This is a genomic window from Phytohabitans rumicis (genome assembly GCF_011764445.1).
Taxonomy (GTDB): domain Bacteria; phylum Actinomycetota; class Actinomycetes; order Mycobacteriales; family Micromonosporaceae; genus Phytohabitans; species Phytohabitans rumicis.
In genome coordinates this window covers 9,092,063-9,115,323 of sequence record NZ_BLPG01000001.1, presented here as the reverse complement: position 1 = coordinate 9,115,323, position 23,261 = coordinate 9,092,063, and the positions used below count along the sequence as shown (strand labels likewise).

23 protein-coding genes and 1 pseudogene are annotated in these 23,261 nt (G+C 71.5%); 13 read left to right on the top strand and 11 right to left on the bottom strand.

Annotation, left to right across the window (positions count from 1 at the left end):
- Positions 1 to 11 precede the first annotated feature (11 nt).
- The 3 genes from Prum_RS41385 to Prum_RS41375 are packed head-to-tail and all read right to left on the bottom strand — an operon-like array spanning position 12 to position 2,694.
- Positions 12 to 347: a hypothetical protein gene (locus Prum_RS41385; protein ID WP_173082563.1), complete on the bottom strand. Its 336-nt coding sequence runs from the start codon at positions 345 to 347 to the stop codon at positions 12 to 14.
- Positions 348 to 349: 2 nt separating this feature from the next.
- Entirely contained in the window at positions 350 to 1,192 is an 843-nt protein-coding gene (locus tag Prum_RS41380; RefSeq protein WP_173082561.1) for a nitroreductase family protein, read from the bottom strand.
- A complete protein-coding gene (locus Prum_RS41375; protein ID WP_173084747.1) occupies positions 1,189 to 2,694 on the bottom strand; it encodes a class I adenylate-forming enzyme family protein in 1,506 nt (501 codons plus the stop codon). The genes Prum_RS41380 and Prum_RS41375 overlap by 4 nt, the downstream gene beginning before the upstream one ends.
- Before the next feature lie 104 nt (positions 2,695 to 2,798).
- On the opposite strand from Prum_RS41375, the gene cofD reads away from it, so the two are divergent.
- Together cofD and Prum_RS41365 are read left to right on the top strand one after the other, a co-directional pair.
- Positions 2,799 to 3,740 carry a 2-phospho-L-lactate transferase gene (gene cofD / locus Prum_RS41370; protein WP_218577610.1) on the top strand — a complete coding sequence of 314 codons (942 nt, stop codon included), beginning with the start codon at positions 2,799 to 2,801 and terminating at the stop codon, positions 3,738 to 3,740.
- A gap of 193 nt (positions 3,741 to 3,933) precedes the next feature.
- A complete protein-coding gene (locus Prum_RS41365; RefSeq protein WP_173082559.1) occupies positions 3,934 to 4,293 on the top strand; it encodes a SecDF P1 head subdomain-containing protein in 360 nt (119 codons plus the stop codon).
- A 124-nt stretch (positions 4,294 to 4,417) separates the two neighbouring features.
- Here the strand turns inward: Prum_RS41365 and Prum_RS41360 are convergent, their stop codons facing one another.
- From Prum_RS41360 to Prum_RS41350, 3 genes are all read right to left on the bottom strand, one after another.
- Complete coding sequence (locus Prum_RS41360; RefSeq protein WP_173082557.1) at positions 4,418 to 5,332, bottom strand: class I SAM-dependent methyltransferase; 915 nt, start codon at positions 5,330 to 5,332, stop codon at positions 4,418 to 4,420.
- A gap of 32 nt (positions 5,333 to 5,364) precedes the next feature.
- Positions 5,365 to 6,798 carry an RNA-guided endonuclease InsQ/TnpB family protein gene (locus tag Prum_RS41355; protein WP_281369102.1) on the bottom strand — a complete coding sequence of 478 codons (1,434 nt, stop codon included), beginning with the start codon at positions 6,796 to 6,798 and terminating at the stop codon, positions 5,365 to 5,367.
- Positions 6,799 to 6,941: 143 nt separating this feature from the next.
- Positions 6,942 to 7,388 (bottom strand): helix-turn-helix domain-containing protein, encoded by a 447-nt coding sequence (locus Prum_RS41350; RefSeq protein WP_173082553.1) that lies wholly within the window; start codon positions 7,386 to 7,388, stop codon positions 6,942 to 6,944.
- Positions 7,389 to 7,435: 47 nt separating this feature from the next.
- On the opposite strand from Prum_RS41350, the gene Prum_RS41345 reads away from it, so the two are divergent.
- Together Prum_RS41345 and Prum_RS41340 are read left to right on the top strand one after the other, a co-directional pair.
- Positions 7,436 to 8,638 (top strand): MFS transporter, encoded by a 1,203-nt coding sequence (locus tag Prum_RS41345; RefSeq protein WP_173082551.1) that lies wholly within the window; start codon positions 7,436 to 7,438, stop codon positions 8,636 to 8,638.
- A 75-nt stretch (positions 8,639 to 8,713) separates the two neighbouring features.
- The gene (locus Prum_RS41340) at positions 8,714 to 10,999 is read left to right on the top strand and encodes a M6 family metalloprotease domain-containing protein (protein ID WP_173082549.1); all 2,286 of its coding nucleotides are present in this window, start codon (positions 8,714 to 8,716) and stop codon (positions 10,997 to 10,999) included.
- A 6-nt stretch (positions 11,000 to 11,005) separates the two neighbouring features.
- On the opposite strand, the gene Prum_RS41335 is transcribed toward Prum_RS41340, so the two are convergent.
- Positions 11,006 to 11,578, bottom strand: a complete 573-nt coding sequence (locus Prum_RS41335; RefSeq protein ID WP_173082547.1) for a type VI secretion system tube protein Hcp — start codon at positions 11,576 to 11,578, stop codon at positions 11,006 to 11,008.
- Between the two features lie 192 nt (positions 11,579 to 11,770).
- Here Prum_RS41335 and Prum_RS41330 point away from each other — a divergent pair, with 192 nt between their 5' ends.
- Positions 11,771 to 12,067, top strand: coding sequence for a hypothetical protein (locus Prum_RS41330; RefSeq protein WP_173082545.1), 297 nt, complete (start codon positions 11,771 to 11,773; stop codon positions 12,065 to 12,067).
- Entirely contained in the window at positions 12,025 to 12,471 is a 447-nt protein-coding gene (locus Prum_RS41325; protein ID WP_173082543.1) for a hypothetical protein, read from the top strand. The genes Prum_RS41330 and Prum_RS41325 overlap by 43 nt, the downstream gene beginning before the upstream one ends.
- Here Prum_RS41325 and Prum_RS41320 read toward each other — a convergent pair.
- The 3 genes from Prum_RS41320 to Prum_RS41310 all read right to left on the bottom strand — a co-directional run bounded on the left by Prum_RS41320 (position 12,468) and on the right by Prum_RS41310 (position 15,679).
- On the bottom strand, positions 12,468 to 13,211 hold the full coding sequence (locus tag Prum_RS41320; RefSeq protein ID WP_173082542.1) for a hypothetical protein: 744 nt from the start codon (positions 13,209 to 13,211) through the stop codon (positions 12,468 to 12,470). The two genes, Prum_RS41325 and Prum_RS41320, sit on opposite strands and share 4 nt — an antisense overlap.
- 561 nt (positions 13,212 to 13,772) lie before the next feature.
- A complete protein-coding gene (locus tag Prum_RS41315; protein ID WP_218577609.1) occupies positions 13,773 to 14,816 on the bottom strand; it encodes a LacI family DNA-binding transcriptional regulator in 1,044 nt (347 codons plus the stop codon).
- 89 nt (positions 14,817 to 14,905) lie between these two features.
- Positions 14,906 to 15,679: an ATP-binding cassette domain-containing protein gene (locus Prum_RS41310; RefSeq protein ID WP_173082541.1), complete on the bottom strand. Its 774-nt coding sequence runs from the start codon at positions 15,677 to 15,679 to the stop codon at positions 14,906 to 14,908.
- 80 nt (positions 15,680 to 15,759) lie between these two features.
- Here Prum_RS41310 and Prum_RS50230 point away from each other — a divergent pair, with 80 nt between their 5' ends.
- The 7 genes and pseudogenes from Prum_RS50230 to Prum_RS41285 all read left to right on the top strand — a co-directional run bounded on the left by Prum_RS50230 (position 15,760) and on the right by Prum_RS41285 (position 20,721).
- Complete coding sequence (locus Prum_RS50230; RefSeq protein WP_218577608.1) at positions 15,760 to 16,398, top strand: glycoside hydrolase family 125 protein; 639 nt, start codon at positions 15,760 to 15,762, stop codon at positions 16,396 to 16,398.
- Positions 16,326 to 17,122: pseudogene (locus tag Prum_RS54710) on the top strand (glycoside hydrolase family 125 protein). Before Prum_RS50230 ends, Prum_RS54710 begins: the two are co-directional and overlap by 73 nt.
- Positions 17,123 to 17,202: 80 nt before the next feature.
- Positions 17,203 to 17,658 (top strand): ABC transporter permease, encoded by a 456-nt coding sequence (locus Prum_RS41300; RefSeq protein WP_173082540.1) that lies wholly within the window; start codon positions 17,203 to 17,205, stop codon positions 17,656 to 17,658.
- The gene (locus Prum_RS41295; RefSeq protein WP_173082539.1) at positions 17,607 to 18,251 is read left to right on the top strand and encodes an ABC transporter permease; all 645 of its coding nucleotides are present in this window, start codon (positions 17,607 to 17,609) and stop codon (positions 18,249 to 18,251) included. The genes Prum_RS41300 and Prum_RS41295 overlap by 52 nt, the downstream gene beginning before the upstream one ends.
- Before the next feature lie 44 nt (positions 18,252 to 18,295).
- Positions 18,296 to 19,297, top strand: a complete 1,002-nt coding sequence (locus Prum_RS41290) for an ABC transporter substrate-binding protein (RefSeq protein ID WP_173082538.1) — start codon at positions 18,296 to 18,298, stop codon at positions 19,295 to 19,297.
- A 63-nt stretch (positions 19,298 to 19,360) separates the two neighbouring features.
- On the top strand, positions 19,361 to 19,654 hold the full coding sequence (locus tag Prum_RS52855) for a hypothetical protein (RefSeq protein ID WP_246278452.1): 294 nt from the start codon (positions 19,361 to 19,363) through the stop codon (positions 19,652 to 19,654).
- A 17-nt stretch (positions 19,655 to 19,671) separates the two neighbouring features.
- On the top strand, positions 19,672 to 20,721 hold the full coding sequence (locus Prum_RS41285; RefSeq protein ID WP_246278451.1) for a transaminase: 1,050 nt from the start codon (positions 19,672 to 19,674) through the stop codon (positions 20,719 to 20,721).
- A gap of 25 nt (positions 20,722 to 20,746) precedes the next feature.
- Here Prum_RS41285 and Prum_RS41280 read toward each other — a convergent pair whose 3' ends face one another.
- Complete coding sequence (locus Prum_RS41280; RefSeq protein WP_173082537.1) at positions 20,747 to 23,005, bottom strand: M4 family metallopeptidase; 2,259 nt, start codon at positions 23,003 to 23,005, stop codon at positions 20,747 to 20,749.
- Positions 23,006 to 23,261 lie beyond the last annotated feature (256 nt).

Below are 23,261 nucleotides of genomic sequence, written 5' to 3'. Positions count from 1 at the left end.
CCCGATCGTGGTCAGCTCATCCAGGCCGGTTGCTCGGTCAGCAGGCGGCGCCCGTTGGCGATGAAGAAGGCCCGGATGACGTTGCTGCGGTGCAGCTGGGCGTTGGGCGAGCCACCCAGGCTCGCCGCGAACGCCTTTGCCGCGTTGGTGTAGAACCCGCGCTTGCGGTACTTGCGGGTCGCCTCGTCGAAGATCTCCTCGACCATCGTGTCCGGATCGCGCTCCACGTACACGGCGAACGACTCGAGCAGGTCGAGCCGTTCGCCGCGCTCCCCCAGCGTGAGGTCGGTGAGCGTCGCGGCGTACCGCTGGACCGATCGGTGTGCGGCGAAATCGGGGCTGGGCACGGTCAGTCCGGCAGGCCGAACATCGCCGCGAGCGCCCGGATCTCCCGGCGCCGGTACGGCAAGGGCGCCGCCTGCCGGATCATGCCCGCGTCGACCAGCTCCGCCACGACCGCCGGATCCCGGTACAGCGCCTCGCCCCAGCGGCCGTCGAAGTAGAGGTCCTCGAACTCGGGCCGGGGGCGTTGGCCGCCGGCCTCGGTGCCCTCCGCGGCGTACCCGAGCAGCTGGATCTGCGCGACGGTGGCCGTGTCGGGAATCCCGAGCAGGTCGGCCATCTGCTGGCGCTTGCCGGTCAGCAGCTGCGTGCCGAGGCCCTCGTCCTGGGCGGCCAGCAGGGCGGTGCCGATGGCGATGCCCGTCTCGATGGCCGACAGCCACTCGGCGAACCGCAGCTCCCCCGCCATGACGTTGAAGTCGGCGGTCTTGAGGACGATCTCGTCGATGAACTGCTCGCTCCAGCCGTAGCTGGACGTCAACGCGCCGGCGTCGATCAGGCCCTTCAGGTTGTCGCGCAGGTGCTCCCAGCCGGCCATGTCGATGGTCCAGTAGATGTGCACCGGCGCCTGCGCGGCCTGCGGCTGGTTGTAGAGGGCGTCGACGAGCCCGGCGAAGACGTCGGGGTCGGTCTCGTCCCGGTAGACGACGACGGCCTTGCGGACGTGGCCGGCGTTGCCGTGGCACGACTGGAGCCGGGCCGCCTCCAGGACCTTCTGGACCTTCTCCCGCTCGACCGGCTGCCAGGGCTTGTAGTAGCGGATCGAGCGGCGCTGGCCGACGGCCTCCTTGAACGTCAGGCCCAGCGCCGACGACGTCCCGGCCACCTTCTCCGGATGCACCATGGTCATTTCTTCACTCCTCGCAGTAGGTGTTTCTGGATCTTCCCGACGGACGTGCGGGGCAGCTCCGGGACGACGTACACCTCATCGGGGACCTTGAACTTGGCCAGCTCCCGGCGGCAGTGCGCGATCACGTCGGCCGGGTCGAGGTGGGCGCCCTGCCGCTGGACGACGTAGACGTGGATCGCCTCGTCGCGCATCGCGTCGGGTACGCCGACGGCGGCCGACTCCAGGACGCCCTCGACCTGGTCGACCACGCGCTCGATCTCCCCGCACGCGACGTTCTCCCCGGACCGCTTGATCATGTCCTTGGCGCGGTCGACGAAGTGCAGGAAGCCGTCGGCGTCGGCGCGGACCACGTCGCCGGTGCGCAGCCAGCCGTCGGCCAGCGCGGCCTCGGTCGCCGCCGGGTCGTCCAGATAGCCGCTCATCAACGTGCGACCGGGGTCCCCGCCGACCAGCAGCTGGCCGGGCTCCCCCACCGGGACGTCGGCCCCGCCGGCGTCGACGATCCGCAGCCGGGCACCGGGCAGCGGGCGGCCGATGCTGAGCGGGTTCCGCGGCCCGTACAGCGGATTGATCGTCGGTGGGATGACGGTTTCCGTCATGCCGTACAGCTGCACGAGGGGCGTGGCGAACCGGCGCTCGAACTCGGCGGCCTGCTCCGGCGAGACGTTCTGCGCGAACAGCGTCGCCCGTAGGCGGTGGTGGTGCGAGAGCCCGTTCCTGGCCAGGATCATCCGGATCGGCGCGGCGAAGAGGCTGGCGACGGTGGCGCCCAGCACGGCGGCCTGCTCCGACCAGCGGCTCGCGCTGAACCGGGGCGCCAACGCGATGGACGCGCCGGTGACGAGCGCCGACATCGAGCAGTAGTACTGGGCGTTCCCGTGAAAGAGCGGCAGGACGACGAGGAACCGGTCGTCGGGACGCAGCCGGACATGATCGGCCACGGCGTCGCCGACGGCGAGGTACGCCGCGTGCGTGATCTGCACGCCCTTGGGCCGGCTGGTCGTACCCGACGTGTAGAGCACGCCGAGCACGTCGCCCGGGGCGGCGGCCGGCGGACCCGGGCGCGGTGCCACGCCGCCGATCCAGTCGGTGGTGACGTCGACGACCGTCTCGGCGGCCGCCTCGCGTACGGCCGGCACCAGATCGGATCCGGTCAGCACGATCCGGCAGCCGGAGTGGCCGAGCAGGTAGCGCAGTTCGGCCACAGTGGACTGTGGATTCGTCGGCACGATGACCGCGCCGAGATAGGCAGCGGCGAACCAGATGTCGTAGAAGTCCGGGCAGTTGCCCAGGTGCACGCCGAACCGGGTGCCGGCGTTGACTCCGAGACGGGACAGGGCGGCGGCCGTCCGCCGCGCGCGAGTGTCCTGTTCGGACCAGGTCGTCGTCTCGACCGCTCCCGGTTCGCGTTCGAAGACCAGAAAGGGGGCGTCCCGGCGGATGGCGGCCTGCGACGCCAACACGCCGGCCACCGTGTCGCTACCCCGCGCCGGAACGATCATCACGCAGGCCATTGTGTGAGCCGGTTCTCACCCCGGCTTCAACCCTTTCTCAACGCCTCATCAACGAAACGGGCCGGCGCGGATCGCGGGCTTATCGTCGGCTGGTGAAGATCGTCGGGCTGGGTGGCGGCATCGGCGCGTCCAGGCTCTGGACGGCGCTTCTCGCCCGCGGTGGCGACATCGACCTGACGCTGGCCGTCAACACCGGCGAGGACCTCTGGATCCACGGCCTGCGGGTGTGCCCCGACCTGGACACGGTGCTGTACGCGCTGTCCGGCCGCCAGGACACCGAGCGCGGCTGGGGCGTACGGAACGAGACCTGGCGCTGCATGGACACGCTCCGCGAGATCGGCGGCGACCAGTGGTTCAACCTGGGCGACCGGGACCTGGCGGTACACCTGTACCGGACCGGGCGGCTACGCGCGGGCCACCCGCTCAGCGCGATCACCACGGATCTGGCCCGGGCGTTCGGGATCGGCTGCCGGGCGCTCCCGGCGACCGACGCCGAGCTCACCACCCGGGTGGTGACCGCCGACGGGCGGGACCTGCACTACCAGGAGTTCCTCGTCCGCGAGCACGCGAACCCGAAGGTCGCCCGGACGTACCTGCGGGGACCGGCGCCCGCCGAACCCGCCGTCGGGCTCCTCGCGCACATCGCGTCGGCCGACGCCGTCGTCATCGGCCCCAGCAATCCCATCGCCAGCCTCGGCCCGATCCTCCACCTCGCCGGGGTACGCGAGGCGCTGAAGCGCGTTCGGGAACGGACCGTGGTGGTGACCCCGATCGTCGACGCGGTACCGATCACCGACCCCGGCGAGCGGGCCCGCGCGCGCAGCCGTGCCCGCCTGCTCACGGCCGCCGGTTTCGCCCCGACCCCGACCGGGGTGGCGGCTTTCTACGCGGACGTGGCCGCCACGTTCGTCCTCGACCGGGCCGATCTCGCGCAACTGCCCGCGGTCGAGAAGGAAGGACCGCGGGTCATCGCCGTGGACACCCTCCTGCACCGGGGCGCCGACCCCGAACCGCTGCTCGCAGCGCTCGCCTGATCGCTGGCGGGCGCGCGTGCACCCGGATGCCATCATCGAATTCATGACCATGCGGTATCAGCGTTGGCGGTCCGCAGCAATCGTCGCCGTTGTCGCGAGCACTGTCGCCATCGGGTCAGCCGCTTGCACGGACTCGAAAGATGAGGATCAACCGCCGCCGCGGCAACTCCGCAACCCGGTGTCGGTGCATGTGGTGGATCGGATAGACAAGGCCGCGTGCGTCACGGGTGCGGGCGGTGTGCCCGGCCCGGGAGCCGGCGGGGACTGGTGCTACTTCCTCGCCCCGGGCCTCGACGTGACCAGGGCGGAACGGGTCGAGCTCATCCCGGAACAGACCGGCGACGCCGCCGTCGCGGTGACTCTCACGCCGGCAGACCGCGACTCCTTCGCCGCCTGGACCACACGGTCCGCCGGACGCCAGATCGCCTTCAACGTCCAGGGCCGGGTGGTGCAGGCACCCGACCTTCTCGAACCGCTCAGCGGCGACATGGTCTACATCTCCGCCCTCACCGAAGCCGACGCCCGCACCCTGTTCCGACAGCTATGGGAGTGAGTCCACTTTGTCCTCGAAGACCAGCCGGATCCGCGCGGGATTGGCTGCGTCGTAGAAGGCCCCGTACCGTCCCCGCCTACGGGGGCCGTGCCTTGCGTGGTGGACATGCGGGCTCCTCGGCGCGTCAGGCGAATGATGCCGCGTTCGGCGGCCGGCCGTCGCCTCGTGCGGGCCGGCGCGCCCGCAGGAAGGCCGTGGCCATCGTGCGGCGCGTCGGCGTGCCGGCCGCCGCCCGGTCGGTCATGTACGCGTCGAGGCGCCCGCGCTCGCCGACCGTCAGCGTCGCGGCGATCGCCTCACCGTACGTCGGGACCAGGGGGTTGGGCGCGACCCGCTTGAGGGTCTCCCAGTCGGCGATCGGATCGGCCGGCACGTCCAACTCGGCGCGGTAGTCCAGTTCCACCGCCGCGAAGCCCGCCGTCACCGCCCAGTCGACGAGGTCCCGCTCGTCGAAGTCGATCATCGGCCGCTCGGCCTCCTCGGTGGCGCCCCGGTAGACGTCGCGCACCTTGGCGAGCAGGTCGTCCACCGGCGAGGCGCCCAGGCCGAACAGGTCGTCGGGGCGGTGCCGTACCACGAAGCGGTTGATGGGCTCGAAGATGGACAGCCGTCCACCCGGCCGCAGCACCCGGAAGAACTCCGCGAACGCGGCGGCCTTGCGGTCGGAGTAGATGAGCACCGACCGGGTCGTGACGACGTCGACGCAGGCGTCCGGGATGCCGGCCAGATTCTCGGCCGGCGCCCGCACGAAGCTGCACCGCTCATCGCCGCCGGCGAGGCGCCGGCACTCGTCCAGCAGGTCCCGCGAGACGTCGCTGAAGATGACGCGGCCCGCCGGGCCGAGGCGGTCGAGCGCCCCGAACGCGATCAGCCCGGTCCCGCAGCCGACGTCGAGCACCACGTCGTCGGGCCGCAACTCGGCCCCGTCGAGGACACCGTCGCGGAACGCCGCCAGATCGAGGGCGCTGCGGGCGCGCAGCGCGGCGCTGTCGCCGTCTCGGCGGGTCAGCAGCCACTGCGCCCACTTGTCTCTGCTCACCGCGCAACCATAAGTGCGGTGTCCACTGACGTTCACCGGGTTTCCGGTGGGTGTTGTGGATCCTCGCCGGTGTGGGCGAGCGACTCCCCACCACTGTGTGGTGGGGCGGGCCACCGCTGGCCAACTGACCCTCGCGCCGCCCGTGGTGCGGGTGGGCGGCGGGGGTCACGCCGGGATCGGCCGGCACCGGGTAGGTGTCGGCCGGCTCGACGGTGCGTGACCACCCCAGGCAACACGACAGACGAGCCTGCCGGGGTGGTGGGTCCGCCGCCCGGGGTGCGGGTGGCGATGCTGGCAGCCGCGACAAGATCACGGTGCCCGGTCAAAGCACAGTGCGGGCAGGTCAGGACCCGCCCGGATGGTTTCGGTATCCGCCGCGAGCAGCCCGGGCAGGTGGACGAGGTACCCCGCTCGTCCACCAGGTGAACGGTGATGCCGGCCAGGGTCGCCTTGTCGACGAGGATCCGGATCAGCTGCCCAACCTGCCACTGCCGAAGTCGCAGGTTGTGCCGCCGGCCCGCAGCCAACTGGAGCACGCCGCGGGGGTCGCCCATGTGCAGGGTGCCGACCCGCTGCTGTACCGCCCAGGTGATGACGGTTTTGGCGGCCTCGTGCTGGGCCTGACGGACCCGCCGCCCATGCCGGCCTTCCACCGCCCGGGACCGGCGCCGGTATTTGCGCCACCGCCGGGAGCCGCGCTGCCCGCGCGTGGGCGCCCGGCCGGCGACCGCGCGACGGCGTTGTTTGGTGTCCGCCAGGTGCATGCGGTGTTCGCCGCGGATCGCCCGCCCCGACACCAACAAGGCTTGCCCGTCCGGGCCGGCGACCGCGTAGGGGTGGATGACGCCCAAATCTACGCCGGCTATCCGTGCTGGATCCGGTCCGCAACCAGGCTCGTACACGGTGACCGGAACCTCGGCAGTGACGTCCAGGAACAACCGCCCACCCTCGGCCAGCAAAGTCACGCTTCGGACCTGCTCGGCCGGGTACGGCAACGACCGGGCCAGGCGCAGCCACAACGGCCGGCCACCCCTAGCCGTCGGGAGTCGCACCCGCCGGCCCCCGGGGTCCAGGGTGAAGGTGCCGTGATACCAACGCACCGGCACCAGACCACGCCGCCGTCGTGGGAACCGGGCCGTGGCGTCACCGTCACGGCGGCGTTTGGCGGCGGCGAACCAGGCGTCGGAGAACCTGCGCAACACCGACCGGGCACCAGTACTGTCCAGCTCGCCGAAGGTGCCCGGACCGGAAGCGGCCAGTTCGCGGCACAACTCCTGATACGAGGCCAGCGGTTTGTCCCGCCGTTGCCTTCGCCAGGCGTTGAGCTCCAGGACGCACGCCCACACGTCACCAGCGGAACGCAGCAGTCCGAAACACCGACGGCGCTGCCCGACCGTCAACCGCAACCCGACCCGAGCCGTCCGATACACCACAGCCGGGGCGGCGGGATCGCGACGGCGTGGCATACCCGACAGCCAACACCACCCCTACGACACTTTCCGCGCACGGCCAACCCCTTCCCGTGCGGCTCCATCCCCCGCCCAGCGTGGAGGACCCACGAGATCACCTCACACAGGAGCGGAACGTGGAGCCGGCCGCTTTATACTGGCTAGCCGCGTGCGATGAGCACGGCGGCGTCAAGAATGCGGTGCCAGTCGAGCTCCGCCAGCGGCCGTGTCGACGCCAGCGAGCCCAGTCCGGCCATGGCCTGCAGCAGGCGTTCGCGCATGGCCGTCTCGGGTAGCTTCGCGGCCTTCGCCAGTCTCGCGGCTTCGGTCGCGAACCGCGGGGACCGCGAGAACTGCGTCAGCGAGTCGGGCAGCGCCGCCGGCGTCCGCGGCACCGGCTGATCGTCCTGCGCCAATTCCACGATCAGGCGCGCGCCCAGTGCGGTGGCGAGGCTGTTGACGGCGGACAGTGTCGGGTTGCCGCGGCCGTTCTCCAGGTTGGCGATGTACGGCACCGAGAGCCCGGCGTCCGCCGCCACCGAGGCGATCGTGCGTCCGGCCGCCGTCCGGCGGTTGCGCAGCCGGACACCGAGAGCTGCTATCTCCACAGAAGAAATCTTGCCACATAATGTTCTGTCGGAATAGAGTCCGCGGCATGCGGCTCGCTGTGCTGCGCAACCGGAACTTCCGCCGGCTCTGGATCGCCGCGACGATCGACTCGTTCGGCTCCTGGCTGCTGGTCATGGCGGTGCCGCTACAGGTCTTCGCGCTGACCACCTCCGTGCCGTCCACCGGTCTGGCGCTGGCCATCCAGGCCCTGCCCGCCATGCTGATCGCGCCGTGGGCGGGCGTGGCGGTGGACCGCTGGCACCGCAAGAAGGTCCTCGTGGCGGCCAACGTCGTGGCCGCGGCCGGAGTCGCCCTGATGCTGCTGGCGAACACGTCCGACCGGATCGCCTTCATCTACCTGGGGCTGATCGTCGAGAACGTCGCGCTCTGCTTCCTGCGGCCCGCGATCGCGGCCGTCACACCGGCGGTCGTCGGCCGCGACGCCGGCCTCGCCTCGGCCAACGCGCTGTCCGCCTTCACCAACAGCGCCTTCCGGGTACTCGGCCCGCTCGTGGGCACGCTCCTGGTCGCCGGTGGCTGGTTCACGGCCGTCGTCCTGCTCGACGTCGCGACCTACCTCGCCGCCGCCGCGATCATCACGAGCGTCGCCATCGGCCGCGCCGACCCACCGGTCCGTGTCCGCGCACGGCTCGTGCGCGAGCTGCGCGGCGGAGTCCGCCACATCGCGGGTACGCCGTTGCTGCGCGGCCTGCTGGCCACCAGCTGGGTCTACTGGACCGCGAACGCCGCGCTCACCGCGCTGCTGATCCCGTTCGTCGCCACCCGCCTGCACAGCTCCGGGCAGGCGCTGGGCTACCTCATCGCCGGGCTCGGCATCGGCTACCTCGGCGGATCCGCCATCAGCGGCACCCTGATCGCGCGGTACCCGACCCGCACCATCCTCGCGACCGCGTACGCATCGGTCGGGCTCTGCTTCCTCGTCATGTTCACCGCGACCGCGCTGCCCGTCGCCCTCATCGCCGTGACGGCCAGCGGCGTACCCGGCGCCGTGGCACAGGTCGTCACCGGGTACCGCGTGCAGACCTCGACACCGGACACCGCGCTCGGCCGAGTCTGCGCCGCCTTCTACACCAGCGACGCCGTCGCCGCCGTCACCGGCGCCCTCGCCGCCCCGGCGGTCGCGTCCCTCACCGGACTCGACACCGCCCTGCGCGCCTTCAGCGCCGCGATACTGGTCGCCGCGGCCATGGCCACCGTCGTATTTACCACTGTCGGCTCTGGAGGGTGAAGAATTCGGAATTCGGCTCGTAACGCCGGTGTCGAGGGAGGCTGTTCGTAGCACACGGGGCGGAAGGAGCCGGGCATGAGCGCGATCTTTGGAGAGCGGCTGCTCTTCCCCCAGGAGGCCGGTCCGAGCGTGCAGCTCGTCGTCTGGGGCGACGAGTTCTACGCACGCCGCGAGACGACGTCCGGCTACACCGTCGTGTACGACCGCGGCCTCGGTCTGTACTGCTACGCCCAGCTCGTCCTGGGTCGCTTCACATCGACGCGGGTGCCGATCGCCAAGCCGCCACCACCCCGGGTGCCGCCCCACCTGAGCGAGTGGGAGCTGGTACGCCGGGACCGGGCCGCCGTACGCAGCCGCGCGCTGCTGCAACCGGCCGTGGTGGCCGACTCCGACGTGCAGCTCACGTTCGGCTCCGCGGGTGGCCTGCTGCCCGGCCGCCGCGTCAGCCGCGGCAGGATCCGCGGGCTCACCGTCCTCGTGGCGTTCCCGGATCAGGGCTCGTCGGTCACGACCGCGCAGGTGGACGCGATGCTCAACCAGCCCGGGTACGCCTTGGACGGCAACCGCGGCTCGGTCCGCGACTTCTGGCTGAGCATGTCCAACGGGAAGCTCGACTACAGCAACGACGTGGTGGGGCCGGTGACGCTGTCCCGCCCGATGTCGTCGTACTTCGTACCCGAGGACACCCCCGCACCGGCGTCGGCCCTGGTCAACGAGGCGCTGGACCTGGTGCTGGCCGCGGGCGTCAACCTGCGCGACTACGACTCGCGCGGCGAGGGCGTCGTGGACGCGCTCAGCTTCATGTACGCCGGCCTGACCCTCTACCAGATGCCGTTCTGGCCGCACAACAGCGTGCATCAGCGCACGCTCCCCGGCGGCATCCGCACCCACTTCTACACGATCACCAGCATGGGCCGCAGCCGCGTCGACCTCTCGATCGGGACGTTCTGCCACGAGGCCGGCCACCAGCTGTGCCGATTCCCGGACCTGTACGACTACGGCAAACGCGACGGCGACCTGGAAAAGAGCGCCGGTCTGGGCCGCTACTGCGTGATGTCGTCGGGCAACCACCTCGGTGAGGGCCGGGGCCCCGCCGCCCTGTGCGCCTACCTGCGCGACCTGGCCGGCTGGCCGGACGAGGTCGTGACGCTGAACGGGCCCGGCACGTTCGAGGCCGTCCACGGCGACTACGCGCGGGTGCTGAGGTACGACACCGGCCTGCCCAACGAGTACTTCCTGGTCGAGAACCGCAGCCAGCTCGGCGCGGACGCCCAGCTGCCCGACGGCGGGCTGGCCGTGTACCACTGCGACACGCTGGGCTCGAACGAGCTGCAGGAGGGCACGGCCAGCAGACACTTCCAGTGCGCCCTGTTGCAGGCGGACGGCCACCTGGACCTGGAGAACGGGATCAACGTCGGCGACGCCGGCGACCTGTATCCCGCCCGGTCCGGCGTCGCGTTGGCCGACTCCACGAACCCGTCGTCACGGCGGTGGGACCGCACCGGCACCGGGCTGGTGATCAGCGAAATCGGCGCGCCCGGTCCGGTCATCCGGTTCCGGGTCGGCGGGCAGCCCACACCGCCGGCACCGGCCTCGACCGGCGTGACGAGCGCGGCGACCACCGCGGTGCTGCTGATCCCCGACGACGTGGCCGCGGGCGTCGACAGCCATCTCCAGCTCACCGGCACCGGCACCATCGCCGCGATACGTGTCCACGCCGACATCATCCACACGTACATCGGCGACCTGACCATCGAGCTGCGCGCTCCCGGCGAGGGTGGCGTCGTGCTGCGCGACCAGGTGGGCGGCGGCACGGACGACCTGCACGAGACGTGGACGTCCGCGACGACGCCGGCGCTGGCCGCGCTGGTCGGCAAGCCGTTCGCCGGCCGGTGGACCCTGCACGTCGCCGACCGCGCCCGGCGGGACGTGGGTCGCCTCGACCGCTGGCGCCTGGAGGTCGACCCCACCGCGCCGACGGCCGTGATCGAGGTGGCCGCCAGCATCCCGGCGGGCGGCATCGCGATTCCCGACGCCGACCCCGCCGGGATCGCCAGCACGCTCACCGTCGCGCAGACCGCCGTCGTGGCCGGCGTGCAGGTCACTGTCGACATCGGACACCCGTTCGTCGGTGACCTGGTCGTCGACCTCACCGGGCCGTCCGGCGCCGTCGCCGTCCTGCACAACCAGACCGGTGCCGGCAGCGACGACCTGCGCCGGTCGTACGACGCGACCAATGTGCCGGCGCTCGCCCCGTTCGCCGGCCTGGGCGCGGCGGGCACCTGGACGCTGCGCGTCCGCGACGTCGCCGCGCAGGACATCGGTCACCTGCGCGGCTGGACGCTGCGACTCACCACATAGGACGTTCTACACCGTGAACTGGCTCTGGTTGACCACCGCGCCGTTGCGCAGGAACTTCCAGGTGATCTGCCGGAACGCGAGCGAGAACCGGACCTGACCGTCGGCGGCGACCGCGACACTCGTCAGGACCGCGTCGGCGAGATCGACCGCGAGGTACGCCGTGGCCGCACACCTCTTCGGGTCGGCGCACAGGGTCAGCACCGCCGTACGCATGCGCCGGGCGGTGGTGACGTTCCGGAACAGCGCCGGGTATCCCCCGTCCACCACCCCGCTGACCTGCAGGTCGGCGAGCTGCGGCCGGCCGGCGCCGCCACCGGCGCCGACCGGTGCCTTGACCGCGTCGGAGAAGTCGACGACGTCGATCCCGCCCGCGATCGCGCCGCCCTGCCCGGCGACGCCCTCAAGGACGATCCCGCCGCGCACCGCCGCGGTGGTAGGCGCCGCCAGTGCCACCGCGACCGGCGCGGCGGCGTGTGCCGGTGGCGCGGCCGAGGCGGCCAGCCCGAGCCCGCCAGCCATCATCGTCACCGCGACCGACGCCCACACGCCGCGGTGGCCCTTCCGTCCCGTGATGCCCATCCTCGCCATCCCTTCAGACTGTGGACACCCCTCATACGAGCGGTCGGGGACGCCGGCCCACCTCCGTCCGGGATTTCTTTGTCAGATCATGGGCGACATTGACGCACGCCGTTACAAACCCTAAACTCGCCGGTAACTTACCGATCGGTAGCAACTCTCTGCGGGGCCCCGCACACCTGTGGAGGTGCACACGTGTCGATCACACGTCCGATCCCCGTACTCACCGCACTGCTCCTCATCGTGGCCACGGCCGCAATCCCCCAAACCCCTGCTATGGCGAGCCCGGCCTGCCCGACGGACGGCATCCCGTTCAGCAACCAACTCAGCAACGGCAACGTCAAGATCGGCCGACTCGACCCGGCCACCGGCGCCTCCGGCACCGCCTGCGGCGTCGTGGTCTTCACCCCCGAACTCACCCTGAAAGCCACCATCCCCAAGAGAACCTCGTGTTCGAGCCGCTGTCCGTGCCCATCGACAAGCTGGGCCTGATCAACGTGCCGGTACGCATCAAGCCCGCCAGCGACTTCACCGGCCCGGTCGAGTTCGCGGCGGACGGCATCCACATCGCACTCACCGGTGAGGTGGTCGCCGAGGCGGACATCCTGCTCAACACGTGCACGATCGGCCCGTTCCGCACGTCGCTCACCACTGACCACAGTGGAGCGTTGATCGGCGCGCCGTTCGCGGGCACCGACCCGGCCAACCTCACCGGCAAGCTGGTCGGCAACGAGGACGCCGTACCCCGCGCCAACCGCACCTGGAAGTGCCCGATCCTGATCGCCGACCTGTTCGATGCGATCACCGGCCTGCCCTCGCCGGCCGGCCAGTCGTGGCTGACGTTCGACAGCAGCCTCACCCTCACCCCCGCCGCAGCGACCACGCTGCGCGGCTAAACATTGGTGGAGGGCAAGGCGAGCCGGTCCGGCCCGGTGCCGAGGGCGGACCGGCGATGCGGGTTGGCGAGATAGAACTCGATCACCTCGGCGACCCGCTCGTCCGGGACCGCCGAGTCCGAGTCGCTGATCTCCACCGTGCGCGGGTATCCCGGCGGTCGCAGGCGCAGGTGGATGCCCTCCTCGTCCCGCTCGACGGAACCGATCCGGTCCCAGGGCAGCACCCGGCCGTTGAGCACAACGCCGCCCGCGGTGACGGACACGCCGCCGGACAGCCGGAAATCCTTGCACGTGATCACCGCGAGAGCCAGCGCGGTCCCGCCGGCGATCGTCGACCCGATCACGCCGGACCACGTCTTGCCGGCACCGACCTCCCCGCCGGCGAACACCAACCCGCCGCTCACCAGCGTGATCACCCCGAACGCCCGCAGGGCCAGCGTCCGGCGAAGCACGCGCGCGTGCAGGCCCGCGAGCACGCCGCCACGCACCACCAGCGCCGGCCGCCACCGCAAGTCGGCCGTGCGCCGGCGCCGGCGCTCCCACTGCGTGGCGGCGATATGCACGCCGGTCGCGACGAACACCACCCCGCTGACGTCCGGCGCGGCGGCACCGGCGCGCCGCCCGTACTCCCACAGCGCCCCAGCCGCGCCAAGGCCCGCGAGCGCCGTGACGGCGGCGATTCCGGCGCGGACCCACCACACCCGGTCCCGCCCCGGCTGCTCGATCACCACGCCGCGCACTATGCCACCCCCGCTCAAGGCCCTCCCACGCCGCCTGTGCGGCCCACGCGCCGCCTTCGGCGGCCCGGCCGCCACCTCTCGCGCCGCCCAGGCGGCCCGTCCGCCGCCCAAGGCGGCCCTCCGCGCCGATCAAGGAATCTTGCGTCGATCAAGGGCAAACGGCCGCGGATCCGAGATCAAAGCACGACCGTTCGCCCTTGATCGACGCGGAAAACCTTGGTCGACGCGGAACGCGCCGATCCGGCGCGGACCCGCGCCGACCCCACGAGGCCCGCTCGGGCCGCGCGGTGGCCGCGCGGTGCGCGGGCGCCGGCCCCTACGCCGACGCCGGCCCCTACGCCGACGCCGGCCCCTGCGTCGATCAAGGACTCCTGCGTCGATCAAGGGCAAACGGCCGTGGATCCGAGATCGAAGCACGGCCATTCGCCCTTGATCGACGCGAAAAACCTTGATCGACGCGGAACGCGCCGGCCCGGCGCGGGCCCACGCGCGGCGCACGGTGCGCGGCGGGCGGTGCGCGGTGCGTGGTGCGTGGGCGGCGGGGCGGGATGGGGTACGGGGTCAGGGGCGACCGGGGCGGCGGGTGGTGCGGGCGCCGGTCGGAGGTGGGATTTCGCCGCTGCCCCGGGGCACCAGCGTCGGCGGGATGACGCGCCGGGTTGGCGGGTCGCCCCAGCCGTCGATCCGCGCGAAGAGGGTCTGCGCCGCCGCCGTGCCGAGGACGACGGGGTCGCCGGCTACCACCGACAGCGGTACGGGCAGCATGTCGGCCAGCGGGAAGTCGTCGAACCCGACCACCGCCACGTCACGGCGCGGCCCGAGCGCGCGGAGCAGGCCCTGGGTCATGAAGCCGGTGGTGGTGAAGATGGCGGTCGGCGGGTCCGGCACGGCGAGCAGCTCGCGTGCGGACCGTTCGGCCTCGGCGACGGAGCCGGTTGACAGCCGGCGGATCAGTGTCGCGTCGATCGTGCCCACCTCCGCCCGCATGGCTTGGCGGAAGCCGCGCAGCCGCTCGGAGGTGGCCCAGCGGCTGGGTGCGACGATGGCGCCGATCCGGCGGTGTCCCTGTGCGGCCAGGTGTCGCACCGCCATCCGTGCGCCTTCGGCGTTGTCGAGCACCACCTCGTCCGCTGACAGGCCGCCGCCAGGCCGGTCGACGAACACCACCGGGGTGCCGATCTCGATCTCGGGGCGCAGGTAGCCGTAGTCGCGCCCGCCCGGGACGATGAGCAGTCCGGCGACCTGGCGGCCGAGCAGTCCGTCGATGGCGGCGCGCTCGGCCAGCGGGTCTTCGTCGGCGCTGGCGAGGACGGCGGCGTAGCCCCGGCCGCGCGCCTCGGCGATGACGGCGGACGCGACGCCCGCGAAGAACGGGTTGGTGAGGTCGCCGAGCAGCAGTCCGATGTCGACGGTGCTCTGGCCCGATCGCATGCCGCGCATGCTGCGGGCCACCTCGTTGCGGCGGTATCCGGTGGCCGCGATGGCCGCCTCGACCCGGGCCCGGGTCTCCCGGCTGACCCGGCCCTCGCCGTTGACCACCCGCGACACGGTCTTCATGCCGACTCCGGCGAGTCCGGCGACCTCCTTCATCGTCGGCCGTGCCACGACTGGTCCCCTCTCTACTCCGCGGCGGTCGCGGCGAAGCTACACCACGTTCAGCGCCGCGAAGCTACACCACGGCCAGCGCCGCGAAGCTACTCCGGCGCGGTCGCCGCGCCGAGCGCGCCCGTCATCGCCCCGAGCACGCGTTCGGCGGTGGCTTCGGCCCGGTTGAAGACGGCCACCCGCTGGCCGAGTCGCAGCACTTCGATGCGGTCCGCCACCTCGAAGACGAAAGGAAGATTATGGCTTACCAGGATGACGGACACGCCCTGCTCCCGTACGGACTCGATGAGCGCCTTGACGCGGCCGGTCTGGACGACGCCGAGGGCGGCGGTCGGTTCGTCCATCAGGACCAGCCGGCTGGCCCACAGGACGGCGCGGGCCACGGCGATGCCCTGGCGCTGGCCGCCGGACATCGTGCCGACGCGGCTGCGGGTGTCCTGTAGTCCCACGCTGAGCCGGCCGAACGCCTCGTCGGCGCCGGCCCGCATACGGGGTTTGTCGAGCATGCCGAGCATGCCGAGCAGACCGGGCCGCATCACCTCACGGCCGAGGTAGAGATTGGCGGCCGGGTCCAGGTCGGGGGCGAGCGCGAGGTCCTGGTAGACGGTCTCGATGCCGTACCGGCGGGGCGCGAGCGGGCTGCTGAACGCCACCGGCTGCCCGTCGACCTCGATCCGCCCGGCGTCCGGCTGGATGACCCCGGAGATCACCTTGATCATGGTGCTCTTGCCGGCGCCGTTGTCGCCGACGAGCGCCACGACCTCGTTGCGGTTCACGGTCATTTCGGCGCCCCGCAGCGCGCGTACGGTCCCGTAGCTCTTGGTGATCCCGGACAGCCGCAGGATCGGGGTATCGCTGGTCATCGGAGCTCCCTACTGTCAGGATGACAACGCTGTCGCATGACTAGGGCGACTGTCAACACCCCACCCACCAGGAGGTTTGCGTGCCACTGCCGGACGAGTCCCTGCCCGACAGCCTGGCCGCCGTGTCCGATCGGGCGTCCGCGCGGCTCGCCGCGGGCGCCGGCGGGGCGGAGACGTTTCGCCGCTGCTTCGCCAGCGCCTGGACCACGACCCTGCGCGGCGACCCGGCGTACCCGTTCGTCATCACCGGCGACATCCCGGCGATGTGGCTTCGGGACACCGTGGGCCAGCTGCGCCCGTACCTGACCGGCGCCGCCGACCCCGACGTGCGGCGCGTGCTCGGCGGCATCGTCCGGCGCATGGCCGCCGCGGTGCTCGCCGACCCGTACGCCAACGCGGTCAACGACGGGCCCACCGGGCACCGGGTCGACGACCACGACCGGCCGGTGCCCGGCCCCGACATCTGGGAACGCAAGTACGAGCTCGACTCGCTCTGCGCGGTGCTCTCCTTCGGGTACGAGCTGTGGGCGGTCACCGGGTCGGCCGCGCACCTGCGGGGCGAGTTCGTCGAGGCGGTGGCCCGGATCCTGCAGGTCTGGCGGGTCGAGCAGGACCACGAGCGGGCCTCCCGTACCGGTTCGAGCGGATCGACGGGCCCTTCCGGGGCGACACGCTGGAGCGCGGCGGCCTGGGCACGCCGGTGGCCAGGACCGGGATGACGTGGTCGGGGTTCCGGCCCAGCGACGACCGCTGCACGTACGGCTACCTGGTCCCGGCCAACGCGGCGGCGGTGGTGGCGCTGGACGGCGTCGTCGAGCTGTGCGAGCGCGGCGTGCTGCCCGGGCACCTGGGCGCCGAGGCGCTGGACCTCGCGGTCGAGATCGCCACCGGCATCGTCCACCACGGTGTCGTGCCCACCCCCGCCGGCCCGATCTACGCGTACGAGGTGGACGGGCTGGGCGGGGCGAACCTGATGGACGACGCCAACGCGCCCAGCCTGCTGTCCCTGCCCTACCTCGGCTGGTGCGCCGCCGACGACCCGATCTACCGGCGTACCCGGGCGTTCGTGCTCGGCGACGGCAACCCGTACTTCTACCGGGGCAAGCACGCCAGCGGGTGGGCAGCCCGCACACGCCGCACCGGTACGCGTGGCCGATGGCACTGTGCATGCAGGCGCTCACCGCGAGCGACCAGCGGGAGGCCGAGCACCTGTACGCGACGCTGCTGGCCACCGACGCGGGCACCGGCCAGATGCACGAGGGCTTCGACGTGGACGACCCGGGCGCGTTCACCCGGCCGTGGTTCGCCTGGGCGAACTCGCTGTTCGCCGAGCTGGCCCTGCGGCTGGCGGACCTGCCGGTGCCGCGCCCAATCCCGCCCGTCCCGGCCGCGGTGGCCGCCGCGATGCGCGCGATGAGCACCGGTGCGGCAGCCGGCCGTTGACGGATTCGATCAGCGGGGTTACCGTCCCTGGTCAAACAGGTGACAACGCTGTCACCACCCTGACCGGTAGAGGTGAGGCGATGGCGGTACAAGAGGCGTCACCGGAGGACGTCCGGCCCAACGAGACGATCCCGGACACCGCCGCGCCACCCGCGCGCCGCGTACGCCTGCAGGCCCTGCGCCGTACCCAGCGCAGCTGGTCGGTCGTGGTCCTGCTGGCCCTGATCGCGCTGTTCTCGGCCATGCGGCCGGAGCAGTTCGTGTCCTGGTTCAACGCCAAGAGCATCGCCGTCGACGCGTCCAGCTACCTGCTCATCGCGGTGGGCATGACGTTCGTGATCACGATCGCCGGCATCGACCTGTCGGTCGGCTCGGTGCTCGTGTTCTCCGGCGTGGTGAGTCTCAAGGCGATGCACGCCATCGGCGGCGACGGGCTGCTGGTCTGCCTGGCCGGGCTGGGCGTCGCGGTCCTGTCCGGGCTGCTGTGGGGGATGGTCAACGGCCTGCTGACCACCCGGGCGGGGTTTCGCCCCTGATCGCGACCCTCGGCACGTTCGCCGCCGCGACCGGGCTCGCGTACATCCTCGCCGGCGGCCAGGACATGCACGGCGTACCCACCGCGCTCGCCGACACCCTCGGCTTCGGCAGCTTCCTCGGCGTGCCGTACACCGTCCTCGTCGCGCTCGCCGTCGCCGCGGCCGGCGCGTTCGTCATGGCACAGACCCGGTTCGGCCGCTACACCGCCGCCATCGGCTCCAACGAGGAGGCGGTACGCCGCGCGGCTGTCAACGTCGACCGGCACATCGTCAAGGTGTACGTCCTGTCCGGCGCACTGTCCGGGCTGGCCGGCTTCGTCAGCCTGGCTCGATTCCAGACCACCACCCTCAACGGCCACCAGACCGACATGCTCCAGGCCATCCTCGCCGTCGTCATCGGCGGGACCAGCCTGAGCGGCGGCATAGGCACGGTCCTCGGCACCGTCGTCGGCGTCGCCATCCCGTCCGTCCTGACCGACGGCTTCGTCATCCTCGGCCTGGAACCGTTCTGGCAACAGGTCGCGCTCGGCGGCGCACTGGTCGGCGTCGTGATGGTCGACCAGCGCCGCCGCCGGCGCAACGCCCGCACCTAACCGGCTCGCAGCCCTTCCCCATCCACGTACCAGGAGGGTCCACAATGCACGCACGCGCCACGGCCTGCCTCGCCACGGCCGCAGCCCTAATGATCACACTCGCCGCCTGCGGTTCCTCGGACGACGGCGGCTCCAATACCGCGTCCAGCTCCGGCACCGGCGAAAAGAAGGTCAAGGTCACGTTCATCCAGGGCGTGGCCGGCGACCCGTTCTACGAGACGATGTCGTGTGGCGCCAAGGACGAAGCCGCCAAGGACAACGTCGACCTGACCATCCAGGGCGCCAAGAACTGGGACGTCAGCCTCCAGATCCCGCTGCTCAACTCGGTGATCGCCGCCCACCCGGACGCCCTGTTCATCGCGCCCAACGACTCCCAGGCCCTCGTCCAGCCGCTGAAGCAGGCGACCAGCGCCGGCATCAAGGTGGTGCTCGTCGACACCACGCTGTCGGACACCAGCTTCGTCTCCTCCGCCATCGCCAGCGACAACGTCAAGGGCGGCGAGGCCGCCGCCGACGCCCTCGCCAAGCTCGTCGGCGAGAAGGGCAGCGTGCTGCTGGTCGGCGGGCAGCCGGGCGTGAGCACCGCCGAGGCGCGGCAGAAGGGCTTCGAGGAAGGGCTCAAGAAGTACCCGAACATCAAGTACCTGGGCAACGTCTTCACCACCAACGGCGTTGCGAAGATCTCCCAGCTCGTCTCGGCCCAGCTCGCGGCCAACCCGGACCTGGCCGGCATCTTCGCGCTCAGCACCGACCAGAGCGAGGGCGCGAACAACGCGGTCAAGGCCGCCGGCAAGGCCGGTCAGGTCAAGGTGGTCGGCTTCGACGCCGGCCCGACGCAGGTCGAGCAGTTGCGCAACGGCGTCGTGCAGGCCCTCGTGGCCCAGCAGCCGGCCCAGATCGGCGCCGACGGCGTGCAGCAGGCCGCAGCCGCGGCGCGCGGCGAGACCGTGGAGAAGCAGATCGGCACCGACTCGACGGTCATCACCGCCGACAACGTCGACGACCCCGCGGTCAAGAAGTTCCTCTACACCACGACCTGTTCCTGACCCGGACGGCGTAAAGCGCCGGGGTGGCCTGGCCGGGCCACCCCGGCGCGTACGCTGCATGACATGATCGACCGCGCCCGCCTGACCGCGCTGCTGGCCCGCGAGCGGGCGGCGTACGCGGACCGCAACCCCCGCTCCGCGGCCGCCTACGCCCGGGCCGAGTACCTCTTCGGCCGGGTGCCGATGACCTGGATGAACAAGACCGCCGCCGGCTTCCCGATCTACCTCGACACCGCCCGCGGCGCGCGGGTGACCGATGTGGACGGACACGAGTACGTCGACTTCTGCCTCGGCGACACCGGCGCGATGGCCGGCCACTCCCCGCACCGGTCATCGAGGCCGTCACCCGGCGGCTGAGCGGCGGCCTGGCCACGATGCTGCCCACCGAGGAGGCCGCCGAGGTCGGCGCCGAACTGGCCCGCCGCTTCGGCGTTCCACAGTGGAGCTTCGCGCTCACCGCCACGGACGCCAACCGCTGGGCGATCCGCCTGCTGCGCGCCGTCACCGGCCGACCGCGGATCCTGGTCAACAGCTACTGCTACCACGGTTCGGTCGACGAGTCGCTCATCGTGGTCGGCCCGGACGGCCGGGCGCGCAGCCGCGACGGCAACGTCGGCGCCCCGTACGACGTCACCCAGACCAGCCGCGTCGCCGAATACAACGACCTGGACGGCCTGGCCCGCGAACTGGCCCACGGCGACGTCGCGGCCGTGCTCATGGAGCCCGCGCTGACCAACATCGGCATCGTCCTGCCCGAGCCGGGCTATCTGGCCGGCGTCCGGGCGCTGACCCGCGAGCACGGCACGTACCTCATCAACGACGAGACCCACACGTTCTCCGCCGGGCCCGGCGGCGCCACCGCCGCGTGGAGCCTCGAACCCGACGTCGTCACCATCGGCAAGGCGATCGGCGGCGGCATCCCCATCGGCGCCTACGGCCTGTCGGCCGCACTGTCCGCACTGCTGAGCGAACGCTCAGATCTGGACCTCGTCGATATGGGCGGCGTCGGCGGCACGCTCGCCGGCAACCCGCTCTCGCTCACCGCCGCCCACGCCACCCTGCGCCAGGTGCTGACCGACGCGGCGTTCGCCGGCATGATCGAGGTCGCGACGGCGTTCGCCGCCGGGGTCCGGAAGACCATCGACGAGTACGCGCTGCCGTGGTCGGTCAACCAGCTCGGCGCGCGGGTGGAGTACCGCTTCGTGTCCCCGGCCCCGCGTACCGGCGGCGAGTCGGCCGCGCACGCCGACGCCGACCTGGAGGACTACCTGCACGTCTACCTGGCCAACCGGGGCGTCCTGCTCACCCCGTTCCACAACATGGCCCTGGCCTGCCCGCAGACCACGGCCGATGACGTGGCCCGGCACCACGAGGTCTTCGCCGCCGCCGTGGCGGAGCTGATGGGCGGTCCCACCACCGCGTGATGGTGAGACCGCCCGCAGCACTGTCCTACAGCGACAGTGTCCAGCTGTTGATGTAACCGGTGTCTATGGACGCGGCGTCCTGGACCCGCAGCCGCCACGTGCCGTTGGCGGCCTCGGACGACAGGTTCACCGTGTACGTGGTGTCGATGTTGTCGGCGCTGCCGCCCGTCCGGCTGCGCAGCGTGTAGCTGCTACCGTCCGGCGCGACCAGCGAGACGACGAGGTCACCGACGTACGTGTGCACAATGTGGATCTCGACGGTGCTGGTCGACGAGGCGTTGCGGTTGCAGCCGGTGATGCCGACCGTCGACTCCACCGTCGTGTTGTCCGGGATCGTCACGTCGGTCGGGTTGACCGCGACGCAGCCGGGTGCGTTGTTGACGTTCAGGGTGAACGTCGCCGAGTGGGTGTTCGCCGACGACGTACCCGTGATGGCGACGGCGTAGCTGCCCGCCGGCGTCGTCGACGACGTGCTGATCGTGACGGTGGCGGAGCCGCCGGCCGTCACCGACGTCGGGCTGAACGTGGCGGTCGCGCCGGTGGGCAGGCCACTGGCGGTGAAGTTCACGGTCAGCGCGGTGCCGTTGGTGACCGCCGTGGTCACCGTCGCGGTGGTCGAGCTGCCCGGGTCCACCGACGCGGAGGCGGGCGCCACCGTGATGGAGAAGTCGTTGCCGGTCGGGCAGGCCGCGTCGTTGCCGGCCACGTTGACGGCGGTCCAAGCCGCCTGGACGGTCTTGTACTCGGTGGAGCACAGGCCATACAGGTCGGTCGCGGCGGAGAGCGTGTACGCCCGCGCCGTGTTGCTCGGCGTGCTGCTGTTGACGTACCGGGTGTTGGAGACGAAGTAGGTGTCCAGCGCCCGGAACCAGATCTTCTCCGCCTTGGCACGGCCGATGCCCACGACGGCCGCGGCCGAGCCGCACACCGGGGAGGTGCCGTACGCGGTGGCGCCGGTGCCCTCGGCCAGGTTGAAGAAGAAGTGGTTGCCCGGACCCGAGGAGTAGTGCACGTCCACGCTGTTGGTGCTCGACGACCAGCAGCCGTGCGACGAACCGTCCAGGGTCGGGTTGTACATGTACCGCAGCGGCGTGTTGTTGCCGTTGATGTTGATCTTCTCGCCGACCTGGTAGTCGCCGGGGTCGGCCGTGGTGTTCGCGTAGAACTCGACCATGTTGCCGAAGATGTCGCTGGTCGCCTCGTTGAGGCCACCCGACTCACCGGAGTACGTCAGGCCGCCGGGGACCACGTTCTCGGTGACGCCGTGGCTCATCTCGTGGCCCGCCACGTCGAGCGAGACCAGCGGCCGCGCGTTGCCGGAGCCGTCGCCGTACGTCATCTGCGCGCCATCCCAGAACGCGTTGACGTAGGCGTTTCCATAGTGGACCCGAGACGGCACGCCGGTGCCGTTGCCGAAGATGCCGTTGCGGCCGTGCACGTTCTTGAAGTAGTCGAACGTCATCGCGGCGCCGAAGTGCGCGTCGACCGCGGCCGACTGCCGGTTGGAGGTGGCGCCGGTGCCCCACGCGTTGTCGGCGTCCGTGAACGTCGTACACGTGCTGGTGCCGTTGTTCATGTCGCAGGTACGGCCGTTGCCGTGCGACGGGTCGATCATGCTGTACGTCGAGCCGGACAGGGTGGTGTCCACTGTGACCGTTCCAGCGTAGACACTCGCCCCGGTGCCGTTGACGCTCTCGATTTCGTCGAACTCCCCGATGTACGCGCCGGTCTGTGCGTCACTGATGACGTGCAGCCGGGACGGCGTCTGCCCGTCCGGCGCCCAGCCGTTGACCAGGGTCTCCCACGCGAGCCGGCCGTTGCCGCTGCTGGCGTCGACGAAGAGCTCAGCGGAGCCGACGCCGGTCACCGTGCCGGAGAACCGGCCCCGGGCGCTCTCGCGGGCCTGCGCGGCGGTGACCTTCGCGGTGGTGCTCAGCGTGAGCGGCGCGGCCAGGCCGACCGAGGTGCCCGCGTAGGCGCCGTCGGCCTTGGTGTGCACGATGAGGTCGCCGCCGTAGACCCGCAAACCTTGGTACGTGCGGGTGTAACGGACGTGGGCCGCGCCGCTGCGGTCGACCTTGCTGCTGTAGGCGGTGTACGCCTCGCCGCTCGCGGCGGCGACGTCCCGGGGGTGGGCCTTGAGTGCACGATCAGCCTTGCTGACCACCGACGAGTCCGGTCCCGCTGGTGCGACCGGTGGTGCGGCCGAGCCGCTCGCGGCGGTGGCCACGAGGGCGCCGCCGACCAGCATGGTAATGCTGGCCAGCGCGAGGGGTCTTTTCACGCAGTTCCTCCCGAATCCGGCAAGGGGGGTTCACTAATGCCCATATGTATATCCATGTACGTGCAGGGCCGGGAAGACGATCATGTATACCGGGGTGGTCATATCAATGGCGTGTACAAACCGTGTTCGGCGCACCGCCTATCCGTAGCCACGCCGCTGACCAGCCCCGCCGGCGCCGAGGTGACCACCGGCCCTTGCGCGCCGATCAAGGATCTCCCCGCCGATCAAGGGCATACGGCCGTGGATCAGAGATCAA

What these genes read in the sequence shown, in the direction of transcription:
- Prum_RS41345 (WP_173082551.1), top strand. Translation starts at nt 7,436, where the DNA reads ATGCGGCTCGCTGTGCTGCGCAACCGGAACTTCCGCCGGCTCTGGATC.
- Prum_RS41310 (WP_173082541.1), bottom strand. Translation starts at nt 15,679, where the DNA reads ATGACCAGCGATACCCCGATCCTGCGGCTGTCCGGGATCACCAAGAGC.
- Prum_RS41355 (WP_281369102.1), bottom strand. Translation starts at nt 6,798, where the DNA reads ATGCCACGCCGTCGCGATCCCGCCGCCCCGGCTGTGGTGTATCGGACG.
- Prum_RS41335 (WP_173082547.1), bottom strand. Translation starts at nt 11,578, where the DNA reads ATGGGCATCACGGGACGGAAGGGCCACCGCGGCGTGTGGGCGTCGGTC.
- Prum_RS41300 (WP_173082540.1), top strand. Translation starts at nt 17,203, where the DNA reads ATGGCGGTACAAGAGGCGTCACCGGAGGACGTCCGGCCCAACGAGACG.
- Prum_RS41285 (WP_246278451.1), top strand. Translation starts at nt 19,672, where the DNA reads ATGCTGCCCACCGAGGAGGCCGCCGAGGTCGGCGCCGAACTGGCCCGC.
- Prum_RS41290 (WP_173082538.1), top strand. Translation starts at nt 18,296, where the DNA reads ATGCACGCACGCGCCACGGCCTGCCTCGCCACGGCCGCAGCCCTAATG.
- Prum_RS41340 (WP_173082549.1), top strand. Translation starts at nt 8,714, where the DNA reads ATGAGCGCGATCTTTGGAGAGCGGCTGCTCTTCCCCCAGGAGGCCGGT.
- Prum_RS41375 (WP_173084747.1), bottom strand. Translation starts at nt 2,694, where the DNA reads ATGATCGTTCCGGCGCGGGGTAGCGACACGGTGGCCGGCGTGTTGGCG.
- Prum_RS41380 (WP_173082561.1), bottom strand. Translation starts at nt 1,192, where the DNA reads ATGACCATGGTGCATCCGGAGAAGGTGGCCGGGACGTCGTCGGCGCTG.
- Prum_RS52855 (WP_246278452.1), top strand. Translation starts at nt 19,361, where the DNA reads ATGATCGACCGCGCCCGCCTGACCGCGCTGCTGGCCCGCGAGCGGGCG.